This window comes from Brevundimonas sp. 357, assembly GCF_003938605.1.
Taxonomy (GTDB): Bacteria; Pseudomonadota; Alphaproteobacteria; order Caulobacterales; family Caulobacteraceae; genus Brevundimonas.
This window is the reverse complement of sequence record NZ_RHWX01000012.1, coordinates 40,116-64,628: the sequence shown is the minus strand read 5'-3', so window position 1 is coordinate 64,628 and position 24,513 is coordinate 40,116. Positions and strand designations below refer to the sequence as shown.

The 24,513-nt window shown below is 67.4% G+C and carries 19 protein-coding genes and 1 pseudogene; 13 read left to right on the top strand and 7 right to left on the bottom strand.

Going from position 1 to position 24,513, the window contains the following annotated elements:
- Positions 1-69: 69 nt before the first annotated feature.
- From EGK63_RS11695 to EGK63_RS11640, 12 genes are all read left to right on the top strand, one after another.
- Positions 70-324 carry a hypothetical protein gene (locus EGK63_RS11695; RefSeq protein WP_125901623.1) on the top strand — a complete coding sequence of 85 codons (255 nt, stop codon included), beginning with the start codon at positions 70-72 and terminating at the stop codon, positions 322-324.
- The gene (locus EGK63_RS11690) at positions 321-413 is read left to right on the top strand and encodes a potassium-transporting ATPase subunit F (protein WP_157677928.1); all 93 of its coding nucleotides are present in this window, start codon (positions 321-323) and stop codon (positions 411-413) included. The genes EGK63_RS11695 and EGK63_RS11690 overlap by 4 nt, the downstream gene beginning before the upstream one ends.
- A 16-nt stretch (positions 414-429) precedes the next feature.
- Positions 430-2,142 carry a potassium-transporting ATPase subunit KdpA gene (gene kdpA / locus EGK63_RS11685; RefSeq protein ID WP_125901621.1) on the top strand — a complete coding sequence of 571 codons (1,713 nt, stop codon included), beginning with the start codon at positions 430-432 and terminating at the stop codon, positions 2,140-2,142.
- A 100-nt stretch (positions 2,143-2,242) separates the two neighbouring features.
- Complete coding sequence (kdpB, locus tag EGK63_RS11680) at positions 2,243-4,237, top strand: potassium-transporting ATPase subunit KdpB (RefSeq protein ID WP_243637677.1); 1,995 nt, start codon at positions 2,243-2,245, stop codon at positions 4,235-4,237.
- 19 nt (positions 4,238-4,256) lie between these two features.
- Positions 4,257-5,015: a TorF family putative porin gene (locus EGK63_RS11675; RefSeq protein ID WP_125901619.1), complete on the top strand. Its 759-nt coding sequence runs from the start codon at positions 4,257-4,259 to the stop codon at positions 5,013-5,015.
- On the top strand, positions 5,015-5,605 hold the full coding sequence (kdpC, locus tag EGK63_RS11670; RefSeq protein WP_125901618.1) for a potassium-transporting ATPase subunit KdpC: 591 nt from the start codon (positions 5,015-5,017) through the stop codon (positions 5,603-5,605). The genes EGK63_RS11675 and kdpC overlap by 1 nt, the downstream gene beginning before the upstream one ends.
- Positions 5,602-8,271, top strand: coding sequence for a sensor histidine kinase KdpD (locus tag EGK63_RS11665; protein ID WP_125901617.1), 2,670 nt, complete (start codon positions 5,602-5,604; stop codon positions 8,269-8,271). Before kdpC ends, EGK63_RS11665 begins: the two co-directional genes overlap by 4 nt.
- Before the next feature lie 10 nt (positions 8,272-8,281).
- Positions 8,282-8,971: a winged helix-turn-helix domain-containing protein gene (locus EGK63_RS11660; RefSeq protein WP_125901616.1), complete on the top strand. Its 690-nt coding sequence runs from the start codon at positions 8,282-8,284 to the stop codon at positions 8,969-8,971.
- 73 nt (positions 8,972-9,044) lie between these two features.
- On the top strand, positions 9,045-9,554 hold the full coding sequence (locus tag EGK63_RS11655; RefSeq protein WP_165906592.1) for an RNA polymerase sigma factor: 510 nt from the start codon (positions 9,045-9,047) through the stop codon (positions 9,552-9,554).
- A complete protein-coding gene (locus tag EGK63_RS11650; RefSeq protein ID WP_165906591.1) occupies positions 9,544-10,515 on the top strand; it encodes a FecR family protein in 972 nt (323 codons plus the stop codon). Before EGK63_RS11655 ends, EGK63_RS11650 begins: the two co-directional genes overlap by 11 nt.
- A 97-nt stretch (positions 10,516-10,612) precedes the next feature.
- Positions 10,613-13,765, top strand: a complete 3,153-nt coding sequence (locus EGK63_RS11645; protein ID WP_125901613.1) for a TonB-dependent receptor — start codon at positions 10,613-10,615, stop codon at positions 13,763-13,765.
- Between the two features lie 13 nt (positions 13,766-13,778).
- The gene (locus tag EGK63_RS11640) at positions 13,779-15,116 is read left to right on the top strand and encodes a metallophosphoesterase family protein (protein ID WP_243637670.1); all 1,338 of its coding nucleotides are present in this window, start codon (positions 13,779-13,781) and stop codon (positions 15,114-15,116) included.
- Between the two features lie 73 nt (positions 15,117-15,189).
- On the opposite strand, the gene EGK63_RS17005 is transcribed toward EGK63_RS11640, so the two are convergent.
- The 5 genes and pseudogenes from EGK63_RS17005 to EGK63_RS11620 form a co-directional block, all read right to left on the bottom strand.
- Positions 15,190-15,492 carry a TonB-dependent receptor gene (locus EGK63_RS17005; protein WP_165906590.1) on the bottom strand — a complete coding sequence of 101 codons (303 nt, stop codon included), beginning with the start codon at positions 15,490-15,492 and terminating at the stop codon, positions 15,190-15,192.
- Positions 15,493-15,504: 12 nt separating this feature from the next.
- A pseudogene (locus EGK63_RS17000) lies at positions 15,505-15,741 on the bottom strand (hypothetical protein); the annotation flags it as partial.
- 1,011 nt (positions 15,742-16,752) lie between these two features.
- Positions 16,753-17,496: a response regulator transcription factor gene (locus EGK63_RS11630; RefSeq protein ID WP_125901611.1), complete on the bottom strand. Its 744-nt coding sequence runs from the start codon at positions 17,494-17,496 to the stop codon at positions 16,753-16,755.
- 155 nt (positions 17,497-17,651) lie between these two features.
- On the bottom strand, positions 17,652-19,073 hold the full coding sequence (locus EGK63_RS11625) for a hypothetical protein (protein ID WP_125901610.1): 1,422 nt from the start codon (positions 19,071-19,073) through the stop codon (positions 17,652-17,654).
- Positions 19,074-19,091: 18 nt separating this feature from the next.
- Positions 19,092-21,197 carry a TonB-dependent receptor domain-containing protein gene (locus tag EGK63_RS11620; RefSeq protein ID WP_125901609.1) on the bottom strand — a complete coding sequence of 702 codons (2,106 nt, stop codon included), beginning with the start codon at positions 21,195-21,197 and terminating at the stop codon, positions 19,092-19,094.
- Between the two features lie 269 nt (positions 21,198-21,466).
- Here EGK63_RS11620 and EGK63_RS11615 point away from each other — a divergent pair, with 269 nt between their 5' ends.
- On the top strand, positions 21,467-22,438 hold the full coding sequence (locus EGK63_RS11615; RefSeq protein WP_125901608.1) for a LysR family transcriptional regulator: 972 nt from the start codon (positions 21,467-21,469) through the stop codon (positions 22,436-22,438).
- Here the strand turns inward: EGK63_RS11615 and EGK63_RS11610 are convergent.
- Positions 22,403-23,800: a HAMP domain-containing sensor histidine kinase gene (locus EGK63_RS11610; RefSeq protein ID WP_125901607.1), complete on the bottom strand. Its 1,398-nt coding sequence runs from the start codon at positions 23,798-23,800 to the stop codon at positions 22,403-22,405. The two genes, EGK63_RS11615 and EGK63_RS11610, sit on opposite strands and share 36 nt — an antisense overlap.
- Positions 23,778-24,449: a response regulator transcription factor gene (locus tag EGK63_RS11605; RefSeq protein WP_125901693.1), complete on the bottom strand. Its 672-nt coding sequence runs from the start codon at positions 24,447-24,449 to the stop codon at positions 23,778-23,780. Before EGK63_RS11605 ends, EGK63_RS11610 begins: the two co-directional genes overlap by 23 nt.
- Positions 24,450-24,513: the final 64 nt, after the last annotated feature.

Below are 24,513 nucleotides of genomic sequence, written 5' to 3'. Positions count from 1 at the left end.
GAGGTTCCAACCTGTACGCATGATCCAGGCTCGCAGTCGATCGACCTGCTTCTGTAGGCGGCGGGCGATGTGTTCGGCCTGACTGAGAGGCGTGAAAGGCGTGGCCTGTGCGTCCTCCTGCCTAATCCCGACCTAAGCGCGGCCTTATGCGCGCCTTATGCGGCGACCGGCTTTCCGCATGGCCCCTTTACGCCCGTCAGAGGTCTTCTCCGGTTTTTAGTTGAGCTGGAGGTGTTCGGCATGGCCGATGTGATTTTTGTGGTGATCGGCGTTGGAGCCTTCGTGGCCTTCGCCGCCCTCGCCATTGTATTGAGGAGGTTGTGACTGTGTGGCTGAACGTCCTTTGGGGCGTCGGCGCCCTGGTCATCGCCGGCTATATGGTCGCGGCCCTGCTGCGGCCCGAGCGGTTCTGAACGGAGCCGCCTTCTCATGAACATTCAAGGATGGGCGGAGATCGCCCTGACCCTCGGCCTCGCCATCATGCTCGGCTGGCCGATCGGGGTCTATATGTCGCGCGTCTGGAACGGCGAGCGGACCTGGCTGGACCCGGTGCTGATGCCGGTCGAGGGCCTGTTTTATCGCGCTGCCGGGGTTGACCCCACGCGCAGCCAGGGTTGGCTGGGCTATGTCGGCGCTCTGCTGGCCTTCAACCTGGCGGGCTTCCTGCTGCTCTACGGCCTGCTGCGACTGCAGGGCGTTCTTCCGATGAATCCGCAGGGGTTTGACGGCCTCAGCCCGCACCTGGCCTTCAACACCGCCGTCAGCTTCGTCACCAACACCAACTGGCAGAGCTATGGCGGCGAAACGACCGTCTCGACCTTCACCCAGATGGTCGGCCTGACGGTGCAGAACTTCGTCTCGGCGGCCACGGGCGCGACGATCGCGGCGGCGCTGGCCCGCGCCTTCATCGCCAATCGCGGCGAGGGGCTGGGCAATTTCTGGGCCGACCTGACGCGCACCAGCCTTTATGTCCTGCTGCCCATCGCCTTCATCGTGGCCGTGGTTCTGGCCGGGCTGGGCGTGGTGCAGTCGCTGGCGGCTTCGGCCCAGGCGACGACGCTGGAGGGCGGTCAGCAGACGATCAGCCTGTTCCCGACCGCCAGCCAGCTGGCGATCAAGCAGTTGGGCATCAACGGCGGCGGCGTGTTCAACGTCAACTCGGCCCATCCACTGGAGAACCCCACGCCGCTGACCACTCTGATCACGGCGATCTGCATCAACGTCATGGGTTGGGCGGCCTTCTTCGCCTTCGGCCGCAGCGTCCTAGCCAAGAAGGACGTGCGCGCCCTGGTGGTCGCGGCGGTCCTGTTGCTGGGCGCGGCGGGTTCGGCCCTCTACGTCATTGAAAGCCAGCCGGCGCCTGCTCTGGTCGCGGCCGGTGTCGATACGTCCGCCGGAAACATGGAGGGCAAGGAGGTCCGCTTCGGCGTGCCGTCGTCCGTCGCCTGGGCGGCCCAGACGACCGGCGCCTCGAACGGCTCGGTCAACTCCATGCACGCCAGCTACATGCCGCTGGGCGGGGCGGTGACGATGTTCCTGATGCAGCTGGGCGAGATCCTGCCCGGCGGGATCGGGTCGGGGATCGCAGTCATGGTTCTGATGGCCATGCTGGCGGTCTTCGTGGCGGGCCTGATGGTTGGTCGCACGCCGGAATATCTGGGCAAGAAGATCGAGGCGCGTGAGATCCAATTCGCCATGCTGGCGGTGCTGGTCGTGCCCCTGTCGGTGCTGGGCTTCTCGGCCGTCGCCGCCGTCCTGCCCGAAGCCCTGGCCGGTCTGCTGAACAAGGGGCCGCACGGCCTGTCCGAGATTCTCTATGCCTATACCTCGGCGACGGGGAACAACGGCTCGGCCTTCGCGGGCCTGACCGCCAACGCGCCCTGGTGGAACACCACCCTGGGTCTGGCCATGCTGCTAGGCCGGTTCGTGCCCGCCGTCGCGGTTCTGGCCGTAGCCGGGGCGCTGGTCGCCAAGCCCCGCCTGGCGCCCTCGGTCGGCACCCTTCCCACGCACGGTCCGCTGTTCATCGGCCTGTTGATCGGGGTGATCCTGATCCTCGGCGGCCTGCAGTTCTTCCCCGCACTCTCCCTGGGACCGATCGTGGAGCATTTCGACATGCTCCAGGTCACGGCCCGGTTCTGATCGGATATCCGTCATGACCCAAGTCACGCTCGATCCGTCGAGCTCCCCATCCAACCAAAGAGTGTCTGCTGCGCCCATCGCGGGCGGGCTGACCGGGGCCATGCTCGGCCGGGCGCTCGGCGACGCCGTCGTCAAGCTGAACCCGACCAAGCTTCTCAACAACCCGGTGATCTTCGCCACCTGGATCGTCGCGGCCCTGGCCACCGTTTCGGCGGTCGCCGCCGTGGCGACGGGACAGGCGGCGAGCTTCGCCGTCCAACTGGCCCTGTGGCTGTGGGCCACGGTGCTGTTCGCCAATGTCGCCGAAAGCATCGCCGAGGGGCGCGGCAAGGCGGCGGCCGACAGCCTTCGCGCCTCTCGCGTCACCACCAAGGCCAAGCTGATCGTCGACCCCACGACGGGCACGGTCGTCCCGACCCCGGCGCATGAGCTGGAGATCGGCGCGATCGTCCTGGTCGAGGCCGGGGACGTCATCCCCTCGGACGGCGAAATCATCGAGGGCGTCGCCTCGGTCAACGAGGCCGCCATCACCGGCGAAAGCGCGCCCGTCATCCGCGAAAGCGGCGGCGACCGCTCGGCCGTCACGGGCGGCACCACGGTCGTCTCCGACTGGATCAAGGTGCGCATCACCTCGGCCCCCGGCGCGACCTTCCTCGACCGCATGATCGCCATGGTCGAGGGCGCGGACCGTCGCAAGACGCCGAACGAACTGGCCCTGTCGGTCCTGCTGGCCGGTCTGAGCCTGATCTTCCTGATCGCGGTCGCGGCCCTGCTGGGTCTGGGCGCCTATTCGGGCATCAAGCTGGACCCCATCGTCCTGGGCGCGCTCTTCATCACTCTGATCCCCACGACCATCGGGGGGCTGCTGTCCGCCGTCGGCATCGCCGGCATGGACCGGTTGCTGAAGGTGAACGTTCTGGCCACTTCGGGCCGCGCGGTGGAGGCGGCAGGCGACGTCGACACCCTGCTGCTCGACAAGACCGGCACCATCACCTTCGGCAACCGCATGGCGACCGAGGTCATCCCCGCGCCGGGCGTCCGTCCCGAAGCGGCGATGCGCGCGGCGGTCATGGCCTCATTGGCCGATGAGACGCCTGAGGGCCGATCCATCGTCGAGCTGGGCCGCAACGCTGGGGTGACGGGCGATATGCCCGCCGGGGCCAAGACCATTCCGTTCACCGCCGTGACCCGCCAGTCGGGCCTCGAAGCGGACGGCCGCTCGTGGCGCAAGGGGGCGGTGGACGCCGTGCTCAAAGCCCTGGGTCTGGCCGAGGCTGAGGCCCCCGCCGAGTTCCGCGCCGCCGTGGACCGCATCGCCCGCTCGGGCGGCACGCCCCTGGCCGTGGTCGAGAACGACGTCCTGGTCGGCGTCATCCACCTGAAAGACGTGGTCAAGCCGGGGGTCAAGGCGCGTTTCGCCGATCTGCGCCGCATGGGCCTGCGCACTGTCATGATCACCGGCGACAACCCGGTGACGGCGGCGGCTATCGCCTCTGAAGCCGGGGTCGACGACTTCCTGTCCGAGGCTACGCCCGAGGACAAGATGCGCCTGATCAAGGCGGAGCAGGCCAAGGGCCGTCTGGTCGCCATGTGCGGCGACGGGGCCAACGACGCGCCCGCCTTGGCTCAGGCCGACGTCGGCGTGGCCATGCAGACCGGCGCCCAGGCCGCGCGCGAGGCCGGCAACATGGTCGATCTCGACAGCGATCCGACCAAGGTCATCGAGATCGTCGAGGTCGGCAAGCAACTGCTGATCACGCGCGGCGCCCTGACGACCTTCTCGATCGCCAACGACGTGGCCAAGTATTTCGCCATCATTCCGGCGATGTTCGTGGTCGGCCTGCCGTCGCTGGCGGCGCTGAACGTGATGAAGCTGTCCAGCCCGGAAAGCGCCATCCTGTCGGCGGTCATCTTCAACGCCCTGGTCATCGTCGCCCTGATCCCGCTGGCGCTGCGCGGGGTGAAATACCGCGCCGTGGGGGCGGGCAAGCTGCTGGGCCGCAACCTGCTGATCTACGGACTGGGCGGCCTGATCGCGCCCTTCGCCGGCATCAAGCTCATCGACATCGTCATCTCCGCCCTCGGCCTGGCCTGAGGACTAAGGAAAAAACAGCATGCGTAAGCGCAAGAAACTCGACGGCTCGGACCTCAACAACGCCCTGCTGGGCGGGGCCTGTCTGGTCGCCGTCATCACCCTTGGCCTGTGCACGGCGCCCACGGACGCCAAGGCCCAGGACGTTGCGAAGGGCGCCCGCCCCGAGGTCGCCTTCAACGCCGCCATTGGATCTGACTACGTCTTCCGGGGCGTCAGCCAGAATGAAGGCGATCCGGCGATCTCGGCCGGGGTGGATGTGACGCAAGGCGTCTTCTACGCCGGGGCCTGGGCCGGAAACGTCTCCTTCGCCGGAGACGCCGACACCGACGCCGAGATCGACCTCTACGCAGGCGTCCGGCCCGCATTCGGCGGCTTCGACTGGGACTTCGGCGTGGTCAGCTACTTCTACGCCGGCCAGCCGAACGGCGCAGACTATGACTATGTCGAGCTGAAGGCCGCCGCTTCGCGCGCGGTCGGCCCGGCGACGCTGGGCGCGGCGATCTACTATTCGCCGGACTTCTTCGGCGCGTCCGAGGACGAGGCGACCTATGCCGAGGTCAATGCGGCGATCAGCCCGGCCGACAAGTGGATGCTCTCGGCGGCGTTGGGGCGTCAGTGGGTGTCGTCGGACTTCGACTACACGACCTGGAACCTGGGCGCGGCCTATCAGCTGACGCAGCGGCTGGGCCTGGACGTCCGCTATTTCGACACTGACGAGCATGGCTTCGGCACCGCCTATGACAGCCGCGTCGTCGCCAGCCTTAAGGCGAACTTCTGATGCTGAACCATATTCGCCCGGCGATCGTCATGATCGCCCTGTTCACCGGCGTTCTGGGCGTCGGCTATCCGTTGGCCGTGACGGGGGTTGCCCAGGCGGCCTTTTCAGATCAGGCGAACGGCAGCCTGGTTCGCGACAAGGCGGGGCAGGTGGTCGGCTCGGCCCTGGTCGGCCAGACGTTCGCCGCGCCGGGGTATCTGCATCCCCGGCCGTCGGCGGCGGGTGACGGTTATGACGCCGCCGCCTCGTCCGGCTCCAACCTCGGCCCGTTGAACCCCGATCTGATCGCGCGGGTGAAGACGAACGCCGACGCCTTGCGAAGCGAGACGGGCGCAAAGGCCATTCCGGCCGACGCCGTGACAGCCTCCGCATCGGGTCTCGACCCGCATATCTCTCCGGCCTACGCTGAGCTTCAGGCCGCCCGCATCGCCAAGGCGCGCGGCGTAGGGGAGGCGCAGGTGCGCGAAGTGATCCGACAGCATGTCGAGGGCCGCACGTTCGGCGTGCTGGGTCAGCCGCGGGTCAATGTTCTGCTGACCAATCGCGCGCTGGACGCCCGCTTCGGCCTTCTCACGACCGCGGGCGGATGACGCCTTCCGTTCCCACGACGGACCAGACCCCGGCCGCCCCGCGCAAGCGTGGGCGGCTGAAGGTCTTTCTGGGCATGTCGCCAGGCGTCGGCAAGACCTATGAGATGCTGCGCGCCGCTCGGAGACGAAAGGCCGAGGGCGAGGACGTCGTCGTCGGCGTGGTCGAGACCCACGGCCGCAAGGAGACGATGAGCCTGCTTCGCGGGCTGGAAGTCATGGCCCGCAGGCCCATCGCCTACCGCGAACGGACCCTGCTGGAGTTCGACATCGACGCGGCGATGGCGCGCCGCCCGGACCTGCTGCTGGTCGACGAATACGCCCACTCCAACGCGCCCGGTTCGCGCCATCCGAAGCGGTGGCAGGACGTGGAGGAGATTCTGGAGGCCGGGATCGACGTCTGGACCACGTTGAACGTCCAGCATCTGGAAAGCCTGTCGGACGTGGTGCTGCGCATCACGGGCGTGCGCCAACGCGAGAGCGTGCCCGATAGCGCCCTGTCGCGCGCCGACGACATCGAACTGGTGGACATCACCCCCGAGGAGCTGCGCAAGCGTCTGGCCGAGGGCAAGGTCTATGTGCCCGAGACGGCGCGGCTGGCCTCGGACAACTTCTTCAAGGTCGAGAACCTGACGGCCCTGCGCGAACTGGCGCTGCGCCGCGCAGCCCAGACGGTGGACGATCAGCTGACCGCCCGTCTGCGCGAACAGGGGGCGGCCGGGCCGTGGGCGGCGGGCGAGCGCATCCTGGTCCTGGTGGCCGGCGACGCCATGGCCGGCCCCTTGGTTCGGGCGGGGCGACGCATGTCCGACATGATGATGGACGCGCCCTGGACCGTGGCTCATGTCGATCGGCCGTCTGGCGCGCGCCACGGCGTCGGCTCGGCGGGCAAGCTGTCGGATGCGCTGAAACTGGCCGAGCAACTGGGCGGGCGCACCGTGGTTCTCAGCGGCGACGACGTGGTGCGCGCGGTGATGGATCACGCGCACAACAATCACGTCACCCAGATCGTCCTGGCCAAGGGTCGAGACAGCCGCCTTTCGGAGTGGCTGGGCCGGTCGCTGGCCGGCGAACTGTTGCGCCAGGCGCGCGGCGTCGCCATCCACGTCGTCACCGACGAGGTCGAGCCGCCGCCCAAGCCGCCGAAAGAGGCGCGCCTGAACCTGGCTGGAGGGTGGCGTGGTTACGCCGTCGGCGCGGCTTGCGTGGTCGCCGCCACGGCTCTGGCCCTCTTGCTGGACCGGACGTTTGAACGGGTGGACCTGGGCGTCATCTATCTGACGGCGGTTCTGGCGGCGGGCGCTCTTTATGGATTGCGGCCCGCCCTGGCGGCGGCGACCGTCGCCTTCCTGACCTACAACTTCCTGTTCCTGCAGCCGAAGTTCAGTTTCGCCATCGGGTCGCCGACGGACGTGCTGACCCTGATCGTCTTCTGGGGCGTTGCGCTGACGACTGGCGCGTTGGCGGGGCGGGTGCGAGAGCAGGCTAGGGCGGCTCAACGCCGCGCCTCGGCGGTGTCCGCTCTTCTGGCCGCCAGCCAGCGTCTGACCGGGATCGGTGATCGGAGCGAGGCTGCGCGCATCTTGGCCGAACAGACGGCGACCGCAGCAGGGACCGGGGCGGTCGTCCTGCTGCCCGTTGACGGCGAACTGATCCTGACCGCCGGAGCGCCCGGCAAGCCCGAACTGGACGCCGAAGCCATGGCCGCCGCGCGCTGGGCCTGGGAAAAAGGCGAACCCGCCGGCCACGGCACCGGCACCCTGCCTCAGGCGCGCTGGACCTTCCGGCTTCTGCAAGGCGTGCGCGACCGGGCGGGCGTGGCGGGGATCGAGGCCGCCGCCCTGTCGCCGGGTTCTGACGAAGAGAAGCTGGCCCTGGCCCTGCTGGATCAGGGCGCGGTGGCGGTCGAGCGCGCCGACCTGGCCGGCCAGGCGGTCGAGACCGAGACCCTGCGCCGTACCGACCGTTTCCGGGGCGCGCTGATGAACTCGGTCAGCCATGACTTGCGGACGCCGCTATCGACGGTCCTGGGCGCCTCGACCACCTTGATCGACCTCGGCGACAAGCTGACGCCCGCCGTGCGCGCCGATTTGTTGTTGTCGATCCGCGAGGAGGCCGAGCGTCTCAGCCGCTATGTCGGCGACCTCTTGGACATGACCCGACTGGAAGGCGGAGGCCTGAACATCCGCGCCGACTGGATCGATGTGCGCGACGTGCTGAACGCGGCGAGCAAGCGGGTGGCGCGGCGTCTGGGGCAGCGCAGGATGACCCGCGACTTCCCGGCCCAGCTCAGTCTGGTCATGGTCGATCAGGGCTTGCTGGAACAGGCGCTCGTGAACATCCTGGAAAACGCCATCGCCTACAGCCCCGACGGTTCGACGGTCGAACTGGCCGCCTATGAGGACCGGGGCGCAGTCGTGATCTCCATCGAGGACGAGGGCAAGGGCATCCCGACCGCTGAACTGGAGCGCGTCTTCGACAAGTTTCGCCGCATGGAGGAGCCGTCAGACCGGACCAAGGGCGCGGGTCTGGGGCTGGCCATCGCCAAGGGCTTCGTCGAGGCCATGAACGGGCGCATCGCCGCCGCCAGCCCCCTTCAGGATGGAAAGGGCACCCGCATCCTGATCAGTCTGCCCAAGGCCGTCGTCACTCACCCGAGCCTGCTCTAGAGTCCGCACCATGGCTGCCGTTCGTCCTCAGATTCTCGTCATCGACGACGAGCCCCAGATCCACCGCTTCCTTTCCCCGGCGCTGGACGCCGCCGGCTATGAGCCCCGTCGCGCCGACAGCGGACAGGAGGGCTTGCGCGGCATCGCCCTGTGGAACCCCGACGCCGTGGTGCTGGATCTCGGCCTGCCCGACATGGACGGCAAGGACGTACTGGCTCGCGCCCGCGAGTTCTACGCCGGGCCGATCATCGTCCTGTCGGCGCGGGACAGGGAGGCCGAGAAGATCGCGGCTCTTGACCTGGGCGCCCATGACTATGTTGAAAAGCCCTTCGGCGTTGGTGAACTGTTGGCTCGGCTGCGCGCCAATCTTCGTCAGACCGTGTCTCGCCCCGAAGCAACCGGACCTCTAACGGCAGGCGAAGTGATCATTGACCTGGAGCGCCGTCTGATCACCCGCGCGGCTGCGGCCGTGCGGTTGACGCCCAAGGAGTACGACGTCCTGGCGCATCTGGCGCGTAATGCGGGAAAGGTAGTCGGCCATCGAGATTTGCTGACCGCCGTCTGGGGAAAGGCCCATGCTGAGGACACCCAGTATCTGCGCGTCGTGGTCGGCCAGTTGCGTCAGAAGCTGGAGGCGGACCCGGCCCAGCCGCGCCTGATCGCGACCGAACCGGGCGTGGGGTATCGGTTGAGCGTCTGAAGTCCGCCAGCTGCGCCTTGTGATCTTTTCGTCGCGTCCATCGACTATAGACCCGCGCCTTGGGGGACGGCGTGTGACGAGACACGAACAGGAAGTCGGACGGGCGCTGGTGACGCACAACCGGGCGCTGCTGGCCTATGTGCGACGACGGCTGGCGGTCGCAGGCGACGCCGAGGACGTGGTCCAGGAGGCGATGATGCGCGTCCTAGCGCGGGCGCGCGAGACTCTGATCACCGATCCTTTGGCCTATGCGGTCCGTTCCGCTCGCAACATTCTGGTGGATCGAGCGCGACGGGCGCGCGCTGTGCCGATCGACGACCTGGACGCTGTTGAACATCCCATCGACAGCGCGGCGACGCCGTTGGAAGCGCTGGACATGAGCGAGCGGCTGAAGCTATGCCAGAAGGCGTTGGAGGCCATGCCCCCTCTGCGGCGCGAGGTCTTCATCCGTCGTCGCGCGGGTGAGGAATCCTATGAAGCCATCGCTCGCGATCTTAAGCTTTCGGTCGAGGCGGTCCAGAAACACTACAGTCGCGCGGCCCAGATGCTGCGCCGGACGGCGGAGGGCCGCCATGTCGACTAAGAAGGTCCGTTCAAAGGACGATCGGGCGGCCGCCCTGTGGGCCGACGCGCGACGGGATCGGTCCTGGTCGTCAGAGCGCCAGGTGGAGCTTGATCGCTGGCTGGAGGGGGGAAGGGATCGCGCCGCCCTGTTGCGCCTTCATGAGGAACTGCTGGAAGACGCCGCCGTAATCTGGGCGACGCAGCGAGCTGCTGGCGGGCGCGGCGCGACGAAACGTTCCAGTTTCGTGTGGAATTCGCGGCCCATGGCGCTTGCGGGCGTGACGGCGGCGCTGGCTTGTGTCGTGGCGGCAGGGGGTGTCTTGACCCCGCGCGGCGAGACGATTGTCGGCGTACATGGCGCGCCGCAGCCCGTCATTCTGGCGGACGGATCGGCCGTGCGTCTGAACGGCGAGAGTCGACTGCGAGTGGATCTGAGCGATCACGAGCGCCGTCTGCGTCTCAAGGGCGAGGGCTTCTTTGAGGTGTCGCCTGACAAGGACCGGCCCTTCTCGGTCGAGGTGGACGGCGTGCGTGTCACTGCTGTCGGCACCCGTTTCAATGTCGATCAGCGCCCAGACGCGGACGGGATTGCAGTTGAGGTGGTGGTGTTCGAAGGGCTCGTCGAGGTCCGTTCAAACCGAGGCATGTCCACGCTCGTTCATGCGGGCGAGCGGGCGACCGTGTCCGGGGGCGTGGTTCAGCGAGCGGCTTTGATGCGGCCTGAGGCAGAGACCGACATCCCTTCCTGGGCTAAGGGGTGGCTGGAATTCAACGAGGCCAGCCTGGCCAGCGTGCTTCAGGATCTGGAGCGCGCCAGCGGCGTCAAGGTGGAACTGGCCGACCCCGCTGCAGGGCGTGTCCTGGTCAGCGGCCGCTTCGCCTATGATCAACCCGAGAACGCCCTAGCCGCCATTGTGCGGCTGCATGGTCTGACGCTGACCCGGAAAGGGTCGGACCGCTTCGTCATTTCGAAAGCTTAGGCGACCGTCAGAGCAAGTTTTCATGACAGGTGTCAGGACTGCCGGGGCCGCCGTCTAACCCCGTATCGATCACGTTCGATCGCTGGGGATTCATCGAATGCGCATCCACAAGACAAGCCTTCTGACGGCGGCCGCCATCGCCGTTCTGGCCGCCGCCGCCGCGCCTGCCTACGCTTGGCAGTCGTCGCCCGCTATCGAGACGCGGACCGCCATTTCCATACCGGCCCAGGATCTGGGCCGCGCGCTTCAGACGCTGTCGCGTGAGACGGGGCTGCAGATCGTTTTCGATCCGGTCCTGACACGCGGCCGCATATCCAAGGCCGTGTCCGGCTCCATGACCCCGCGCGAGGCCCTGCGTCGCATGATCGCCGGGGCGGGCGTCGAGGCGCGCGAAGTGCGTGGCGTGTTGACCCTGACGCGTCAGACAGCCCAGGCGGAGGGGGGGGCCGAGGCTGTTTTCGAGGTCGAGCAGGTCGAGGTGGTCGGTTATGCGGCGGGCCTGCGTCGCTCGCTGGACGCCAAGCGCCGCGCCGACTTCATCTCGGACGTCATCAGCGCCGACGACATGGGCGACCTGCCGGCTAACAACGTAGCCGAATCCCTGTCGCGCCTGCCGGGCGTCAACGCCGTGCGCAATCATACGACGGGCGAGGGCGATCGCATCACTATCCGCGGCCTGTCGACCGAACTGAACAACTACACCATGAATGGCGTCCGCATGGGCGGGGCGGGTTCGCGTGACGACAACTTCTATCGCGGCGTCCGCCTCAGCTTTCTGCCGCCGGAAGGCATCGACTCGATCACCGTCATCAAGAGCCTGACGCCGGATCGGGACGGCGACGCCCTGGGCGGGACGATCGATATCCGTACGCCGACGGCTTTCGATCATGACCCGGTCTATGGCGTCCTGTCGGCCTCGGCCGGGATGCTGGACAAGTTCGACGACGAGAAGTCGGGCGAGATTTCAGGCTCGTTCGGTCGCCAGTTCAACGACAACTGGGGCCTGTTCGTCACCGGCAGCTGGTCGCGCCGCAAGTCGCAGTTCGAACAGAACGGCGTGGACGGCGATAACCAGCCCCCCGTCTGGTACGCTGACAGCGAGACCATGGGGTGGGACACCGACAGCTTCGTCATGCGGGGCATGAACCTGGGCTTCGGCGAGACCGAGGTGGAGCGACGCGGCCTGAACGCCAGCCTGGATTATCGCGGCGCGGATCATGAATTTCATCTGCGCGGCCAGTTCAACGAGTACACTCAGGACGAGTTCGGCAACCGCTTGAACTTCCGCAACGATACGGGGCGTAACTCGACCCGCCTGAGCCAGGTCGACAAGGCGATGACCGGCTTGGCCCGTCCCGAGGACATGATCGTCGGCACGGACGCCGCGCTGGGGAACATCTACGGCTATACGACAGCCCAGATCGTCGATCAGGACGGCGACGGCCGGATCACCGACAAGGATCGCAAGACGCGCTCCTATTATACGCTGGACGGCGCCTCGGGGGCCTGGGATCCGCAGGGCTTCCGCCTGCGCCGATTCTGGGAAGGCTCGCGCGAGACCGGGTCGCTGATGTCGGTCAACCTGGGCGGCGTCAGCCGACTGGGCGACTTCACCGTCGATTACGACCTGTCCTACGCCAAGTCCGAGGACAATATCGACGACAGCTATGAGATGGAGTTCCGCAGCGACAAGTACGGCTGGCTGGGCAACAAGGGCGTCGATGTCGTCAACTTCGGCGACAGCCGCTTCCCCAAATGGGTGCTGAACGACGCCGGGATGGCGGCGATTCACGACAACAGCCAATATGACTTCGCTGGTTTGTCGGGCGAGGTCGGCGGGGCTCAGGAAGAGCTGTGGCAGGGCCAGTTCAACGTCGAATGGCGCCCGGTCTCGACCTGGCTGGAAGCGATCAAGACGGGCGGCAAATACTACAGCTCCAAGCGCTCGACCTATAACGGCGAGTTCATGGATCTGGACGCCAGCGGCGCCCTGGCCGACTTCTCGCGCTTCTACGGCAAGGAGGTCGCCAGCCTGTTCGACGGCGAGTACTCCGGCCTCTATCGCCTGGGCACGGTGATCGACAACGAGGCCATGCTGGCCGAACTGCAGCGCGCCATGGCGGGCGACAGCGACTTCTTCGACGGCTTCGCCACCGACCCCGGCAACGCTGAGCTGAGCGGCGAGGACAGCTTCACCTTCAAGGAGGACATCTTCGCCGGCTACCTGATGGCGACGGCCCGTTTCGGCCAGGCCCAGATCATCGGTGGCGTCCGCGTCGAGAGCACCAACAACGAGATCGACGCCTATATCCTCGACGAGGTTCAGGGCGCGCACTTCGCTACGGACAAGAGCGACTTCGTCAATGTCCTGCCGTCTATCCATCTGAACTATGACCTGGACGATCGGACCCGAGTCCGCGCGGCCATCTGGACCAGCTTCGCCCGGCCCGACATCGCCCGCATGTCCTCGGCGCGCGAGTACGGCTACGACAGCGACCCGGATGGCGACGGCAAGCTGAACCCCAAGAACGAATGGGTGCTGGTCGCCGTCGAGCAGGGCAACCCGGACCTGAAGCCTATGAAGGCGATCAACTACGACCTGTCGGTCGAGCGTTACAACGGCGACACCGGCGCCTATTCGCTGGGCCTGTTCTACAAGGACATCGAGAACTTCCTGTACCGTTCCTCGTCCTCGAACATCCGTGACGGGACGGCGGGCGTGAACGTCGGCCCCGATGGCGTGACCGTCTCCATGCCCAACAACGGCAAGTGGGCGCGGGTCTATGGCGTCGAGATGAGCGCCCAGCAAATCTTCCACTGGCTGCCGGGGCCGCTGTCGGCGCTGGGCGCCAGCGTCAACCTGACGCTTCAGAATTCGGAAGCCGAGACCGGCATTTCCTGGCACCCGCAGGGCTATACCCTGCCGCTGATGGAGACGCCCGAGGCGGTCGCCAACATCCAGGTCTTCTGGGAACGAAACGGTTGGGAAGCCTACGCCGCCTACAGCTACCAGTCGGAATTCCTGGAAGGCATCCAGGACTTCGGCAACAATCCGTATGAGCAGGACTATGAGTTCGTGGACCTGAATGTCCGGCGCAAGCTGTGGAAGGGGGCGACCGCCTCGCTGCAGGTTCAGAACCTCTTCGACAACCACACCTACTGGTACACGGCCGGGGCGAGCACGGGCGCCAGCCGAGCCTACATCAAGAACGGTCGGTCGATCTCGCTCGGCCTGACCTACGTCTTTTGATCGAGGCAAGGACATGAAAGCGACTTTTGCCCTGATGCTCGGGGCCGCGCTTGCGGCCGTGGGCGGACAGACGATGGCGCAGACGGCCGAGCGTCCGCTGCGGCCTGAGCCCTTGCCGGCCCAGGCTTCGGATCGGTCGGTGGTCCCTCCGACCGAACAGCCGGAGCGGATCATCCTGAACCTGACCGCTGACCCGGCGCATGAGATGGCCGTAACCTGGCGCACTGCGCCCGGCGCTATCGGCTATGTCGAATACGCCGAGGCTCAGGACGGCCCGGACTTCGTCAAGGAAGCGGTGCGCGTGACCGCCGTCACCGACGATGCGACTATCACCGTGCGCGAGGCGTCCCAGTTCCACGCAGCCTATCACTCGACGGTGCTGAAGGGGCTGAAGCCGGACGCGGTTTACGCCTATCGGGTCGGCGACGGCATGCTGTGGTCGGAATGGCTGCAGTTCCGCACGGCGGCGGCGACGGCTGAGCCCTTCACCTTCCTCTATATGGGGGACATGCAGAACAACATCCTCAGCGAGGCGTCTCGCACCCTGAGGATGGCTTTCCGCAAGGCTGGGGACGCCGCCTTCGTCATCCATGCCGGCGACCTGATCAACCGTCACGACAGCGACAACGAGTGGGGCGAGTGGTTCGCCGCCGGCGGCTTCCTCTACGCTCAGACTCCGCAGATGCCGACGCCTGGCAATCATGAGTATGGCCGCGGCCCGGTGCTGAACCCTCAGTGGCGGCGACAATACACCCTGCCGGAAACCGGCCCGGCGGGCGTCGAGAAGCTGAAGGAGACGGCCTGGACCGTTGACTATCAGGGCCTGCGCCTGATCTCTGTCGACGCCCCCCTGTTCCACGGCGACGAGGCCATGCGCGCCGAGATGGTGCGCTGGCTGGACGGGCTTCTGGCCGACAATCCGAACCGCTGGACGGCGCTGTTCCTGCATTTCCCCCTGTTCTCGATTGACCCCGATCGGGACAACGCCAGGGTGCGCGACGCCCTGAAGCCGCTGATCGACAAATACGGCGTCGATCTGGTGCTGCAGGCCCACGACCACGGCTATGCGCGCGGCGCCATCGGGACGGGCCGCATGGGCAATCCGGGGCCTGACCATCCGTCCGACCAGGGTTCGACCTATGTCGTCTCGGTCGCCGGGCCGAAGATGTACCCGGTCGCCGATCTCGGCTGGGCCACGCACTCGGCCTCGCGCACCCAGACCTTTCAGACACTGGATGTTTCGCCGGAAGCCATTGTCTATCGGGCGTTCACCGCAACAGGCCGCGAAGTTGACGCCTTCCGTCTGACCAAAGGCGCAGGCGGCGTGGCGCGCGTCGAGACCCTCAGATAGGGAGCAGGGCGGTCCGTAATTGAAGAAGGGCTGAACTTGCGCTCGGCCCTTCCTGTCTTTGGTGGTTCAGCGATCAGAAGCTGAAGCGGAATCCGCCGTAGAAGCGACGTCCCAGACCGTCATAGACCTCCGGGAAGGTGGTCCAGCCGGTGGACTGGCCGATGTCGCCGTTGGTGCCCGCGACGAACATGTATTCGTCGAACAGGTTGTCGACGCCGGCATAGACGCTGATGCGCTCCGACACGTCATAGCGCACCTGGGCGTTGACGAAGGCTGCCTGACCGCCGCTCAGGGTGACGCCTTCGCAGGGGTCGCCGACTTGCGGGAAGGTCTGCGAGCCGGGATTGAACAGCTCATTGATGTTCGGGGCGCGCACGGCGACCGCGTACTGCGAGCGCAGCTTCAGCCACTCGGTCGGCAGATACTCGACCGAAGCAGCCCAGGCCGTGGTCGAACCGACGGTGCTGTAGTCGGACACGCGACCGGCTAGGTTCAGGTCCAGGGATTTCGCGAACGGCAGGTCCGCCAGCAGCGGGATGCGCAGTTCGGCGAAGGCTTCGACGACATCGAACGCGCCGCGGGTCTCGGGCGTGATGTTGCCGGTGGCCAGGCCCAGCTGGGTCAGCGGCTCGGGGGGCGAGCGGGCCGATTCCTCGCGGTATTCGGCGCCGACGACGAAGCCGATGTCGCCGGCCGGCAGAACGCTGGGGACATTGCCGCTGACGAAGCCGTTGACGATGTACTGCTCCTGATAGGCGTCCAGGCTGGCGGAAGCGGGAGGTCATGATGTCGCCGTTCGAACGTTGGTCGTAATCCGAACGACCGTAGTTCATGCTCAGCTCATAGTTCAGATTGGGCGTCAGTTTGCCCTCGAAACCGAGCACCTGGCGGGCCATCGCCCGCTCCGATTCATTGCCGCGGTTACCCACGTCGTTGATCCGGCGACGGAAACCGACCACCAGGTCGTCGTCGGCGATACCCGGATGCTGGGCGCGCACGGCGTTGGCCAGGGCCGTCGGCACGATGGCGCTGGTGATCGGCACGCCGTAGCGGCACTCGTTGTCGCCGTCGCCGTCGCCGTCGAAGTCGTGGCAGTCAGGCAGTTGGTCGATGCCGAACTGGTCCTGATAGATGGCCTCCGAGCCGACCGGGTTGCCCTCGATCTCGCTCGAGTTGCGGCCGTGGAAGATCGACATCTCCGAGAAGAAGCGGTGATTGTCGTTGATGTCGTAGGTCAGTTGGCCGTTGAAGCGGATCTGCTCTTCCGGCACGAAGAGCTGACGCTCGCCCGAGCGGTTATAGCCGAACCCGGCGTTGGTGTAGGGGACGACCGCGCCGGAGTCGTCGACCACGCGGGTCAGGTTGCCGGCGCTCACGCGCGGGACCAGGACCGTGCCGCGCGGGATGAAGGACGAGAAGACGCCCACATTGTGCTGGCGCGCCGTGGTCGCGGCGGCGTCGACGCGCATCTCGCGGTCACAGCGGTCGCGGCCATAGACCGAGCCCGTCCGCCGCCACCCCAGGGCGCCGACGAAGTTGCCGCGATCATCGGCGAAGTTGGAGCCGACCTTCAGGCCGATCTTGAAGTTCTCGTTGTCGTCGCCGCCATCTGAACGCGCATCGGAGCGCAGGGCGCTCATGCCTGCACCAGATTGGCGTCGAAGCGATAGCCCTGACCCCAGACGTTCTGGATCGGCAAGGCGACGCCGGCGTCGGCCATCACCTTGCGCTTCAGGCGGCTGATCGCAGTGCGGATATGGCCGCGCGGATAGTCCCGCTCCAGCAGCAGGCCGTCGGCGTTGTCTGTGAAGGCGTTCAGCAGCGCCTGGTCGCGCCCCGTCAGCTTGATCGCACAGCCCGAAGGCGTGATCAGCGCCCGCTGAGAGGGCTTGAGCGCCCAGTCATGCGCCGCCGTCGGGCGGGGCGCCGAATCCAGTTCCGGCCGCCGGCGGATCAGGCGATGCAGCCGCGCCAGCACTTCACGCGGTTCAGCCTCTCGCCCCACCAGATCGTCGGCCCCCATCTCAAGCACCAATACCCGCTCCATCGTTTCGCCTTCGAGCGCGACCACCAGCAAGGGCGGCGCGTCTGCGCGGTTCAACTGGCGAATGGCGGCCAGCGCCTCTGCGTCGGGCAGGCGTGCGGTCAGCACGACCGCCTCGAAAATCTCGGCCAGCGGTTCTTCATCATCATGCAGGCGGGCGGTCGAGCCGACCTCCATCACCTGGAAGCCTCGGCGTTCCAGATGGCCGCCCAGTTCGTGCGGTTCGTCGCCGTTCAGATCGATCAGCAGCAACGCGCGTGCGCGTCCTGTCCCGGCGGGCATGCTTGCGGTCGCGACATCAAGCAGTTCGTCTCGTCTTCCGGCGTTGATGTCCATGATTTCCCGCTCCCCAGGCGATGATGCTGAGTGGTGCGGATGGCTTCCCGATTCTGATGACTTCACAGGCCGCTCGCTTCCAGATGATGAAAGGGCCCTTGCAGCGATTGCAAGGGCCCTTCTTTCAACGCCGACTTCGGGTCAGCGCGCCTGCATCACCGTGCGGGACGGATGCGCAGCACGGAGTCGTTTCCGTCCGTGGTCCAGCCGGACTTGACCGCGACATAGACGTTGCCGCGTCCGTCGGTCGAGACATGGTTCGCCACCGGCGGGGCGGGCAGGTTGGCGACGATGCGGCCGTCGACGTCGGTCACCGTCACCGTGCCCGCGCCGAAGGTGCTGACGAAGGCGCGGCGCGACTTCGGCTCGAACACCACGTTCAGGGCGCCCGCGCCGACCGGGGTGTCGGCCACGACCGAACCGTCCGAACCGTTCAGCACCACCAGGTTGTCGGTGCCCTGGGCCGCGACGAAGATGCGGTCGGTCTGCGGATCGTGCGAGACGCCGATCACGCTGCGCGCGCCGGGCACGCGGAAGACGTTCAGCACGGTGTCGGCGGCGGCGTCGATGACCGCGACCTCATTGGTCGAGTTGGAGGCGACGTACAGGCGGCGCGCTTCGCGGTCATAGGAGACGCTGGCGGCCGAGAAGGTCTCGCCGCGCACGGTCGAGTCGATCTTGATGCGCTTGGCGACCGTCAGGGCGGCGGTGTCGAACACCACGACCTCGGGCTCGAAGGTGGCGCTGGCGTAGGCCTTGCCGTGCTTTTCGTCGATGACGACGTCGCGGGCGTGGTTGACCGTGCCGGGCTCGAACTGGCGCACCAGCGACAGGTCCGACTGGCGATAGACGGCGACCGTGTTCTGACGGCTGTTCGAGACCCAGACGGTGTCGTTGGCGTCATCGACGCCGACGCCGTAGACGGCGAAGACGCCGCCGTCCTGGGGCTGGCCGTCGCGGCCGGTGCGGCCCGGCGCGGCGGCCGGGGTGACGCGGGCTTCGACCGCCAGGGTGTCGGCGTTCAGGCGCAGCAGCTCCGACTGACGTACCGGCGGGCGGCCGACCGCCGAGGTGGCGAAGACGGCGTTGCGCTTGGCGCTATAGGCGGTCTGGTACAGGCCGCGCGTGGGCTGGATGCTGGTGATCCGATAGGCCGCCTCATTCGACAGCGGCACGTTCGGCGAGATCTTCAGATCGGCCAGGACGGCGTTGTAGGGCGACTGCGACACCGCCACGATCGGGTGGTTGCCGGGCTGGGCGTTCGCCGGCAGCGTCAGGCGCGCTTCGAAGCCGCCCTCGGCGTTGGCCGTGATCGGGCCGGTCGATAGCGGCGTCTGGCCGTACATCAGGACGATGCTCTGGCCCGGATGGAAGCCGCGGCCATTGGCCACGACCGGGCCGCCCGGCAGGACGGGCTTGCCGCGTTCGCCGGACGAGAAGCCGACCTGGCCGCCGTCCAGGCGCTCGGGCGCCGAGAACAGGGCCTGGGCCGAAGCCAGGGTCGGAACGGCGACGGCCGAAGCCGCCAGGAGCGCGCCGAGGGCGGCGCCGCGAAGGGATTTACGTAGGGTCGTCATGATCGCAGTTTCTCCGGATCAGAAGCGGGTGGTCAGGCCAACGAAGAAGCGGCGGCCGGGCGAGTAGTAGCCGTCGCCGGCGGTGCCGCTGACCTTCTCGTTGAAGAGGTTGGAGACCCCGGCGCGCAGCGTCACCGTGTCGGACGCCTCATAGGCGGTGGTCAGGTCGAACTCGGTGCGGGCGTTGGTCAGGGTCGAGCCGCCGCTCAGCTGTTCGCCGGTGTACTGGGCCGACAGCATGAGCCCCAGGCGGTCCGTCGCCCGCCAATCCAGCGAGGCGTAACCCGACCATTCCGGCGTGGTGATCAGGCTGGCGCCGGTGTCCAGGTTCTTGGCCTCGATCATCCAGGTGGCGTTGCCGCGCAGGGTCAGGTCGTAGGGCAGGGCCGCCGAACCGCTGAGCTCCAGACCCTTTGTGCGGGCGCGCTGGACGTTCTCGTTCTTGGTCCACCAGCGGCCTTCGAAATAGCCCAGCGGCGCGTACTGGATCTTGTTTTCGAAGTCGGTGTGGAAATAGGTGGCGGCGAAGCTGTAGGCGGCGCCGTCATAGGCGAAGCCGAACTCGTAGCTGGTGCTTTCCTCGGGCTTGAGGTTCGGATTGCCCGCCATCCAGCAGCCGCCTGAGGTGTAGACCAGCGGATTGCCGTTTCCGTCCAGGATCGGATTGCCGTTCTTGTCCTTGGCGGCCATGCCGATCAGGCCCCGGCAGCCGTTGCCGCCGGACTGGGTCGCGGCGCCGGCGCTGTTTTCCTTCAGGGACGGGGCGCGGAAGCCCTTGGAGACGCCGCCGCGCAGGGTCCAGGCCTCGGCCGGATGCCAGACCAGATAGGCGCGCGGGCTGAAGTGCTCGCCGTATTTGTCGTGGCTGTCCAGGCGACCGCCCAGCGTCAGCAGCAGGTTTTCGCGCAGGGTGATCTGGTCCTCGGCGAAGATGGCCGCCGTGTCGCCCTTCAGCGTGGCCCCGGTGATGACGTTGCCGTCATAGTCGATCGGCACCGTGCCGATGGTGTCGGTGTTGGTCAGCTCTTCCTGGCGATACTGGGCGCCGATGGCGAACTTGTGCAGCCAGACGAAATTCTTCTCGAAGTTCCACAGGCCGTCGACGATCCACTCCTCGAACTCGCCGGAACCGCCGTACTCCCCCATCGCCTTGTTCTCGAAGGCGTTGCGATAGACGTCCAGGCGCGTCTTGCCGAAGGACCATTCGCCCTCGTGGCTGGCGCGGAAGTTGGTGCGTTCGGTTTCCGAGCCGAAGGCGCCCTGCGGCGTCAGAACGCCGTTGCGGTTCGGCACCAGCAGCTTGGGCGCCAGGGGCTCCTCCACCCCGTAGTTGGCTTCGAACGAGAAGTTGTGATTCTCGACCGGCGCCCAGTTCAGCACGCCGTTCAGGCTCTTGTTGACGACGCCGCCCGTGCCGTTGGCGCCGGAGATGTTCACTTCATCCGGATTGGTGCGGGCGTAGGTCGCGCCCAGGCGCAGGCCCAGGTTTTCCGTGAGCGGACCCGCGACGTTGACGCCCAGCTGATAGGCGTCGCCGCGCTCGGAATCCTCGGACCAGGTGTAGCTGGTGTTGGCCGAGCCGCGCCACGTCGGGGCGATCTTGCGGGTGATGATGTTGATGACGCCGCCCATGGCGTCGGAGCCGTAGAGCGACGACATCGGCCCGCGCACCACTTCGATGCGCTCGATCATGTCGGGCGAGATCCAGTTCAGATCCTGTCGGCCCAGGTCGGGGCGATAGCTGATGTCGCGCGAGTTGCCGACGCGGCGCCCGTCGACCAGCACCAGGGTGTAGTTGTCCGGCAGGCCGCGAATGGTGATCTTGGACATGGCGCCGGTCGGGCTGACGCCGCCGGTCACGCCGGGCAGGCGGCCCAGCAGTTCGCCCAGGCTCTGGACCGGCTGACGCTCGATCTCGTCGCGGGTGATGACGCTGATCGAGGCAGGGGCGTCGCGCACGTCGACGGCCGAGCCCGAGGCGGTCACGACCACGTCGCTGACGGAGGTCGCTTGCGGATCGACGCTCGAGAGGTCGGACGGAATCGTTTCGGCCAGGACCGGCGATGTGGCGAGCAGGGTGGTGGTCATCAGGCCCAGCCCGATGCGGCGTTTCGATAGGTGCATCTGCGCCCCCAAAGGCGTGCGTTGGCGGGCGACAGGCGCCCAGGGAGGGGAGGAAAGCTCGACCGTGCGAGCGGCTCGCTCCTAATAATCATTCGCAATATTGTCTCAATGTCGGATTCGGCATGGGCGCCATTCGCTGGGGCGCATGAAGGCGCGGGCGCTGAGACGTCGTGCGCGTATGACGAAACGGCCTTGCGAACGTGTTGCAATTAAGAGGCGTTCTTAATACAGCCGGAGGCGGCGCGTCGGGCGTCACGCAGCGAGGCCTTATGTCGGGGCGACTTCCCCACCGCGTCGATTTCACCCTGCTTCAGCACCTTCAGGTGCTGATCGAGCAGCGCAGCGTCTCGCGCGCGGCCGAACGCCTGGGCATAGGCCAGCCGGCGATGAGCCGAATCCTGGCCCGGCTGCGCGATCAGTTCGACGACCCCCTGCTGGTGCGCGGCCCGCGCGGTATGATGCCGACGCCGCGCGCCGAGGCCCTGTCCGGCCCCTTGCGCGCCTGGCTGGACGCGGGCGAGGGCCTGCTGCGCGACCCCGGCCTGGACGTCGGGCGGATGAAGCGGGTGTTCCGCCTGGCCTCCACCGACTTCGGCCTGCTCAGCGTTCTGACGCCGGCCCTGGCCCGCATCGAGCATGAGGCGTCGGGGGTGGAGTTGGAAGTCGAGCCTCTGTCGGACGCTAGCCTGCGACGGCTGGAGGACGGGCGGCTGGATCTGGTGCTGACGGGCTGGAATCCCGAGGGCGCGGGGCTGAAGTCGCGCTGGCTGTACCGCGAGACTCATCTGGGCCTGGCGCGGCCGGATCACCCGGTGCATCAGGCGACGCCGACGCACGCCGAACTGCTGCGGTGGCCCCATGTCGTTCCATCGGCGGGGGACGGTTTCGGCGACTGGGTGGCGGACGATCTGCCGGACATGGCCGAGCGCCGCGTCCTGGTGCGGGCCGAGAGCTTCGTCCTGGTTCCCTATCTGTTGCAGACCAGCGAGGCGGTGGCCCTGCTGCCGCGCCGCGCTGCCGAGCCTTTCGCGGCGACGCACGGCCTTCGCGCCTTCCCGGCGCCGCAGGAGATGCGGCCCTTCGACTATCACCTGGTCTGGCACGAACGCTCGGATGGGGACGCCGGAACCCAGTGGTTGATCGACGCTCTCTTCGCTGAATTCGAGCCAGGCCCCGCACCGGTGGGGACTGACGGCGCAGACGGTTCAGGAGACGGTCGGCAGCGCCAGTTCCACGGCTAGTCCGGGCCGGTTGTCGTCCAGCCGCAGTTCGCCGCCGTGCGCCCGCGCCACGGCGGCCACCATGGCCAGGCCCAGGCCCGCGCCGGAGGTATGGCCGCTCCCGCCCTGACCAAGGCGGTAGAAGCGGCGCAGGATCTTGTCGCGCTCGGCTTCCGGCACGCCGGGGCCGTGGTCGGCGACGCGGATGACCGCCCGGTCGTTCTCGCGGGACGTCGAAACCTCGACCTGGCCGCCGCCGTGGAAGACGGCGTTCTCGATCAGGTTGGCCAGGGCCTGCTGGATCAGGACGGGGTCGGCCTCGACCGTTCCCGTGGGGGCGAGGGCGACGGTCAGGCGCCCGCCCGCCTCTTCGACGAAGGGGCTGTAGATGTCTGCCACCGTGGCGGCGAGGGCGACGAGATTCAGCCGTTCGGTCTGCAAGGCGGCGTCGCCGCTCTCGATCCGCGCCAGGGTCAGCAAGGCCTCGAACAGGGCGCTGACCTGGTCCGTCTCCTCCAGCGCGCGCTCGACGGCGGCCTCGCGCGCCTGGGCGTCGTCCAGATTGGCGGCCAGATCCTCCAGCCGATTGCGGACCCGGTTCAGCGGCGCGCGCAGTTCGTGGGCCACGCCCTCGGACAGGGTCTTCAGCGTCGTCAGCGCCGCCTCCTGCCGGTCCAGCATCCGGTTCAGATTGGCCGACAGCTCATTGAACTCCCGTCCCAGGCCGACGGCGGGCAGGCGGGTCGAATCCTGACCGGCGATGATGCGGCCGACCGCCTGATTGACCCCCTCGAGCCGCCGCAGGAACAGCCGGCCGGCGAACCAGCCCCCGGCCAGGGCCAGCAGGATCAGGGCGATCCCGCTCATCAGGGCATAGCGGCGGATGCCGCCGCGCAGTTCGTCCAGATGCTGGATGTCGCGCCCGACCGCCAGCAGGCCGCCGTCGGACGCCTGGGCGCTGAGCACCAGCATGTTCGGCGTCTGGTCGGGCCAGCGGGCGGGGCGCGCCTTGTTGGGCAGGTTGCGACGGAAGCCCGTCTCATTGACCGCCAGCCGCGTCAGGCCGTTGGAGAAGGTGCTGCCGTCCGGCGCTTCGACCAGCAACAGATAGCGGCGGGCGTCGCGGTTGCGGGCTTCGGCGTTCAGCTCCTGCACTAGCTGGGCCGTGCCGTGCCGGTCAGCGTCGGCGCGCATGACGTCCATCTGGTGGTTCAGCCCGTCGCGGACCTCGGCCTCGGCGAAGCGCATCAGGCCGTAGTCCACGCCCGCGATCATCACCGCCGCGCCCAGTCCGAACAGGGCCGAGAAGGCGGCGGCGTAGCGCAGGCTGGCCGTGGACCAGACGGACGGATGTTTCGGCTCAGTCCGGGGCCTTGAGGACATAGCCCACCCCCCGGATGGTGTGGATCAGCTCCTGATCGAAGCCGCGATCCACCTTGGCCCGCAGGCGGCTGATGTGGGCGTCGATCAGATTGGCGCGCGGGTCGAAGTGGAAGCCCCACAGGCTTTCCAGCAGCATGGTGCGCGTCACGGCGTGACCGGCGTTGCGGGCCAGCCGCTCCAGCAGTTTGAACTCATGCGGGGTCAGGTCCAGCGTCCGGCCCGCGCGGGTCGCCCGGTGGGCGGCCACGTCGACCTCCAGGTCGGCCACCCGATGCCGCGTCGTGGCCTCGGCCAGCGGCGGGCGTCGGACCAGCGCCTGAAGGCGCGCGCTCAGTTCGCTGAAGGCGAAGGGCTTGACCAGATAGTCGTCGGCGCCCGCGTTCAGCCCCGCCACCCGGTCGTCGACCGAGCCCAGCGCCGTCAGCATCAGCACCGGCGTCTTCAGCCCGCCCGCGCGCATGGCCTGCACCGCTTCCAGACCGGGCAGGCCGGGCATCATGCGGTCGGCGACGATGGCGTCATACTCGCCCTCCATCGCCATGTGCAGACCCGTCTCGCCGTCGTTCGCCTCATCGACCGTATGCCCTTGCTGGCGCAGGCCTTCGGCCACGAAGGCGCGGGTTCGGGCATCATCGTCAATGACAAGCATTCGCATGAGCGCCCTTCTAAACCTCTGCGGCGAAACGACCAGACCGGCTTGGAATTAATCTCGC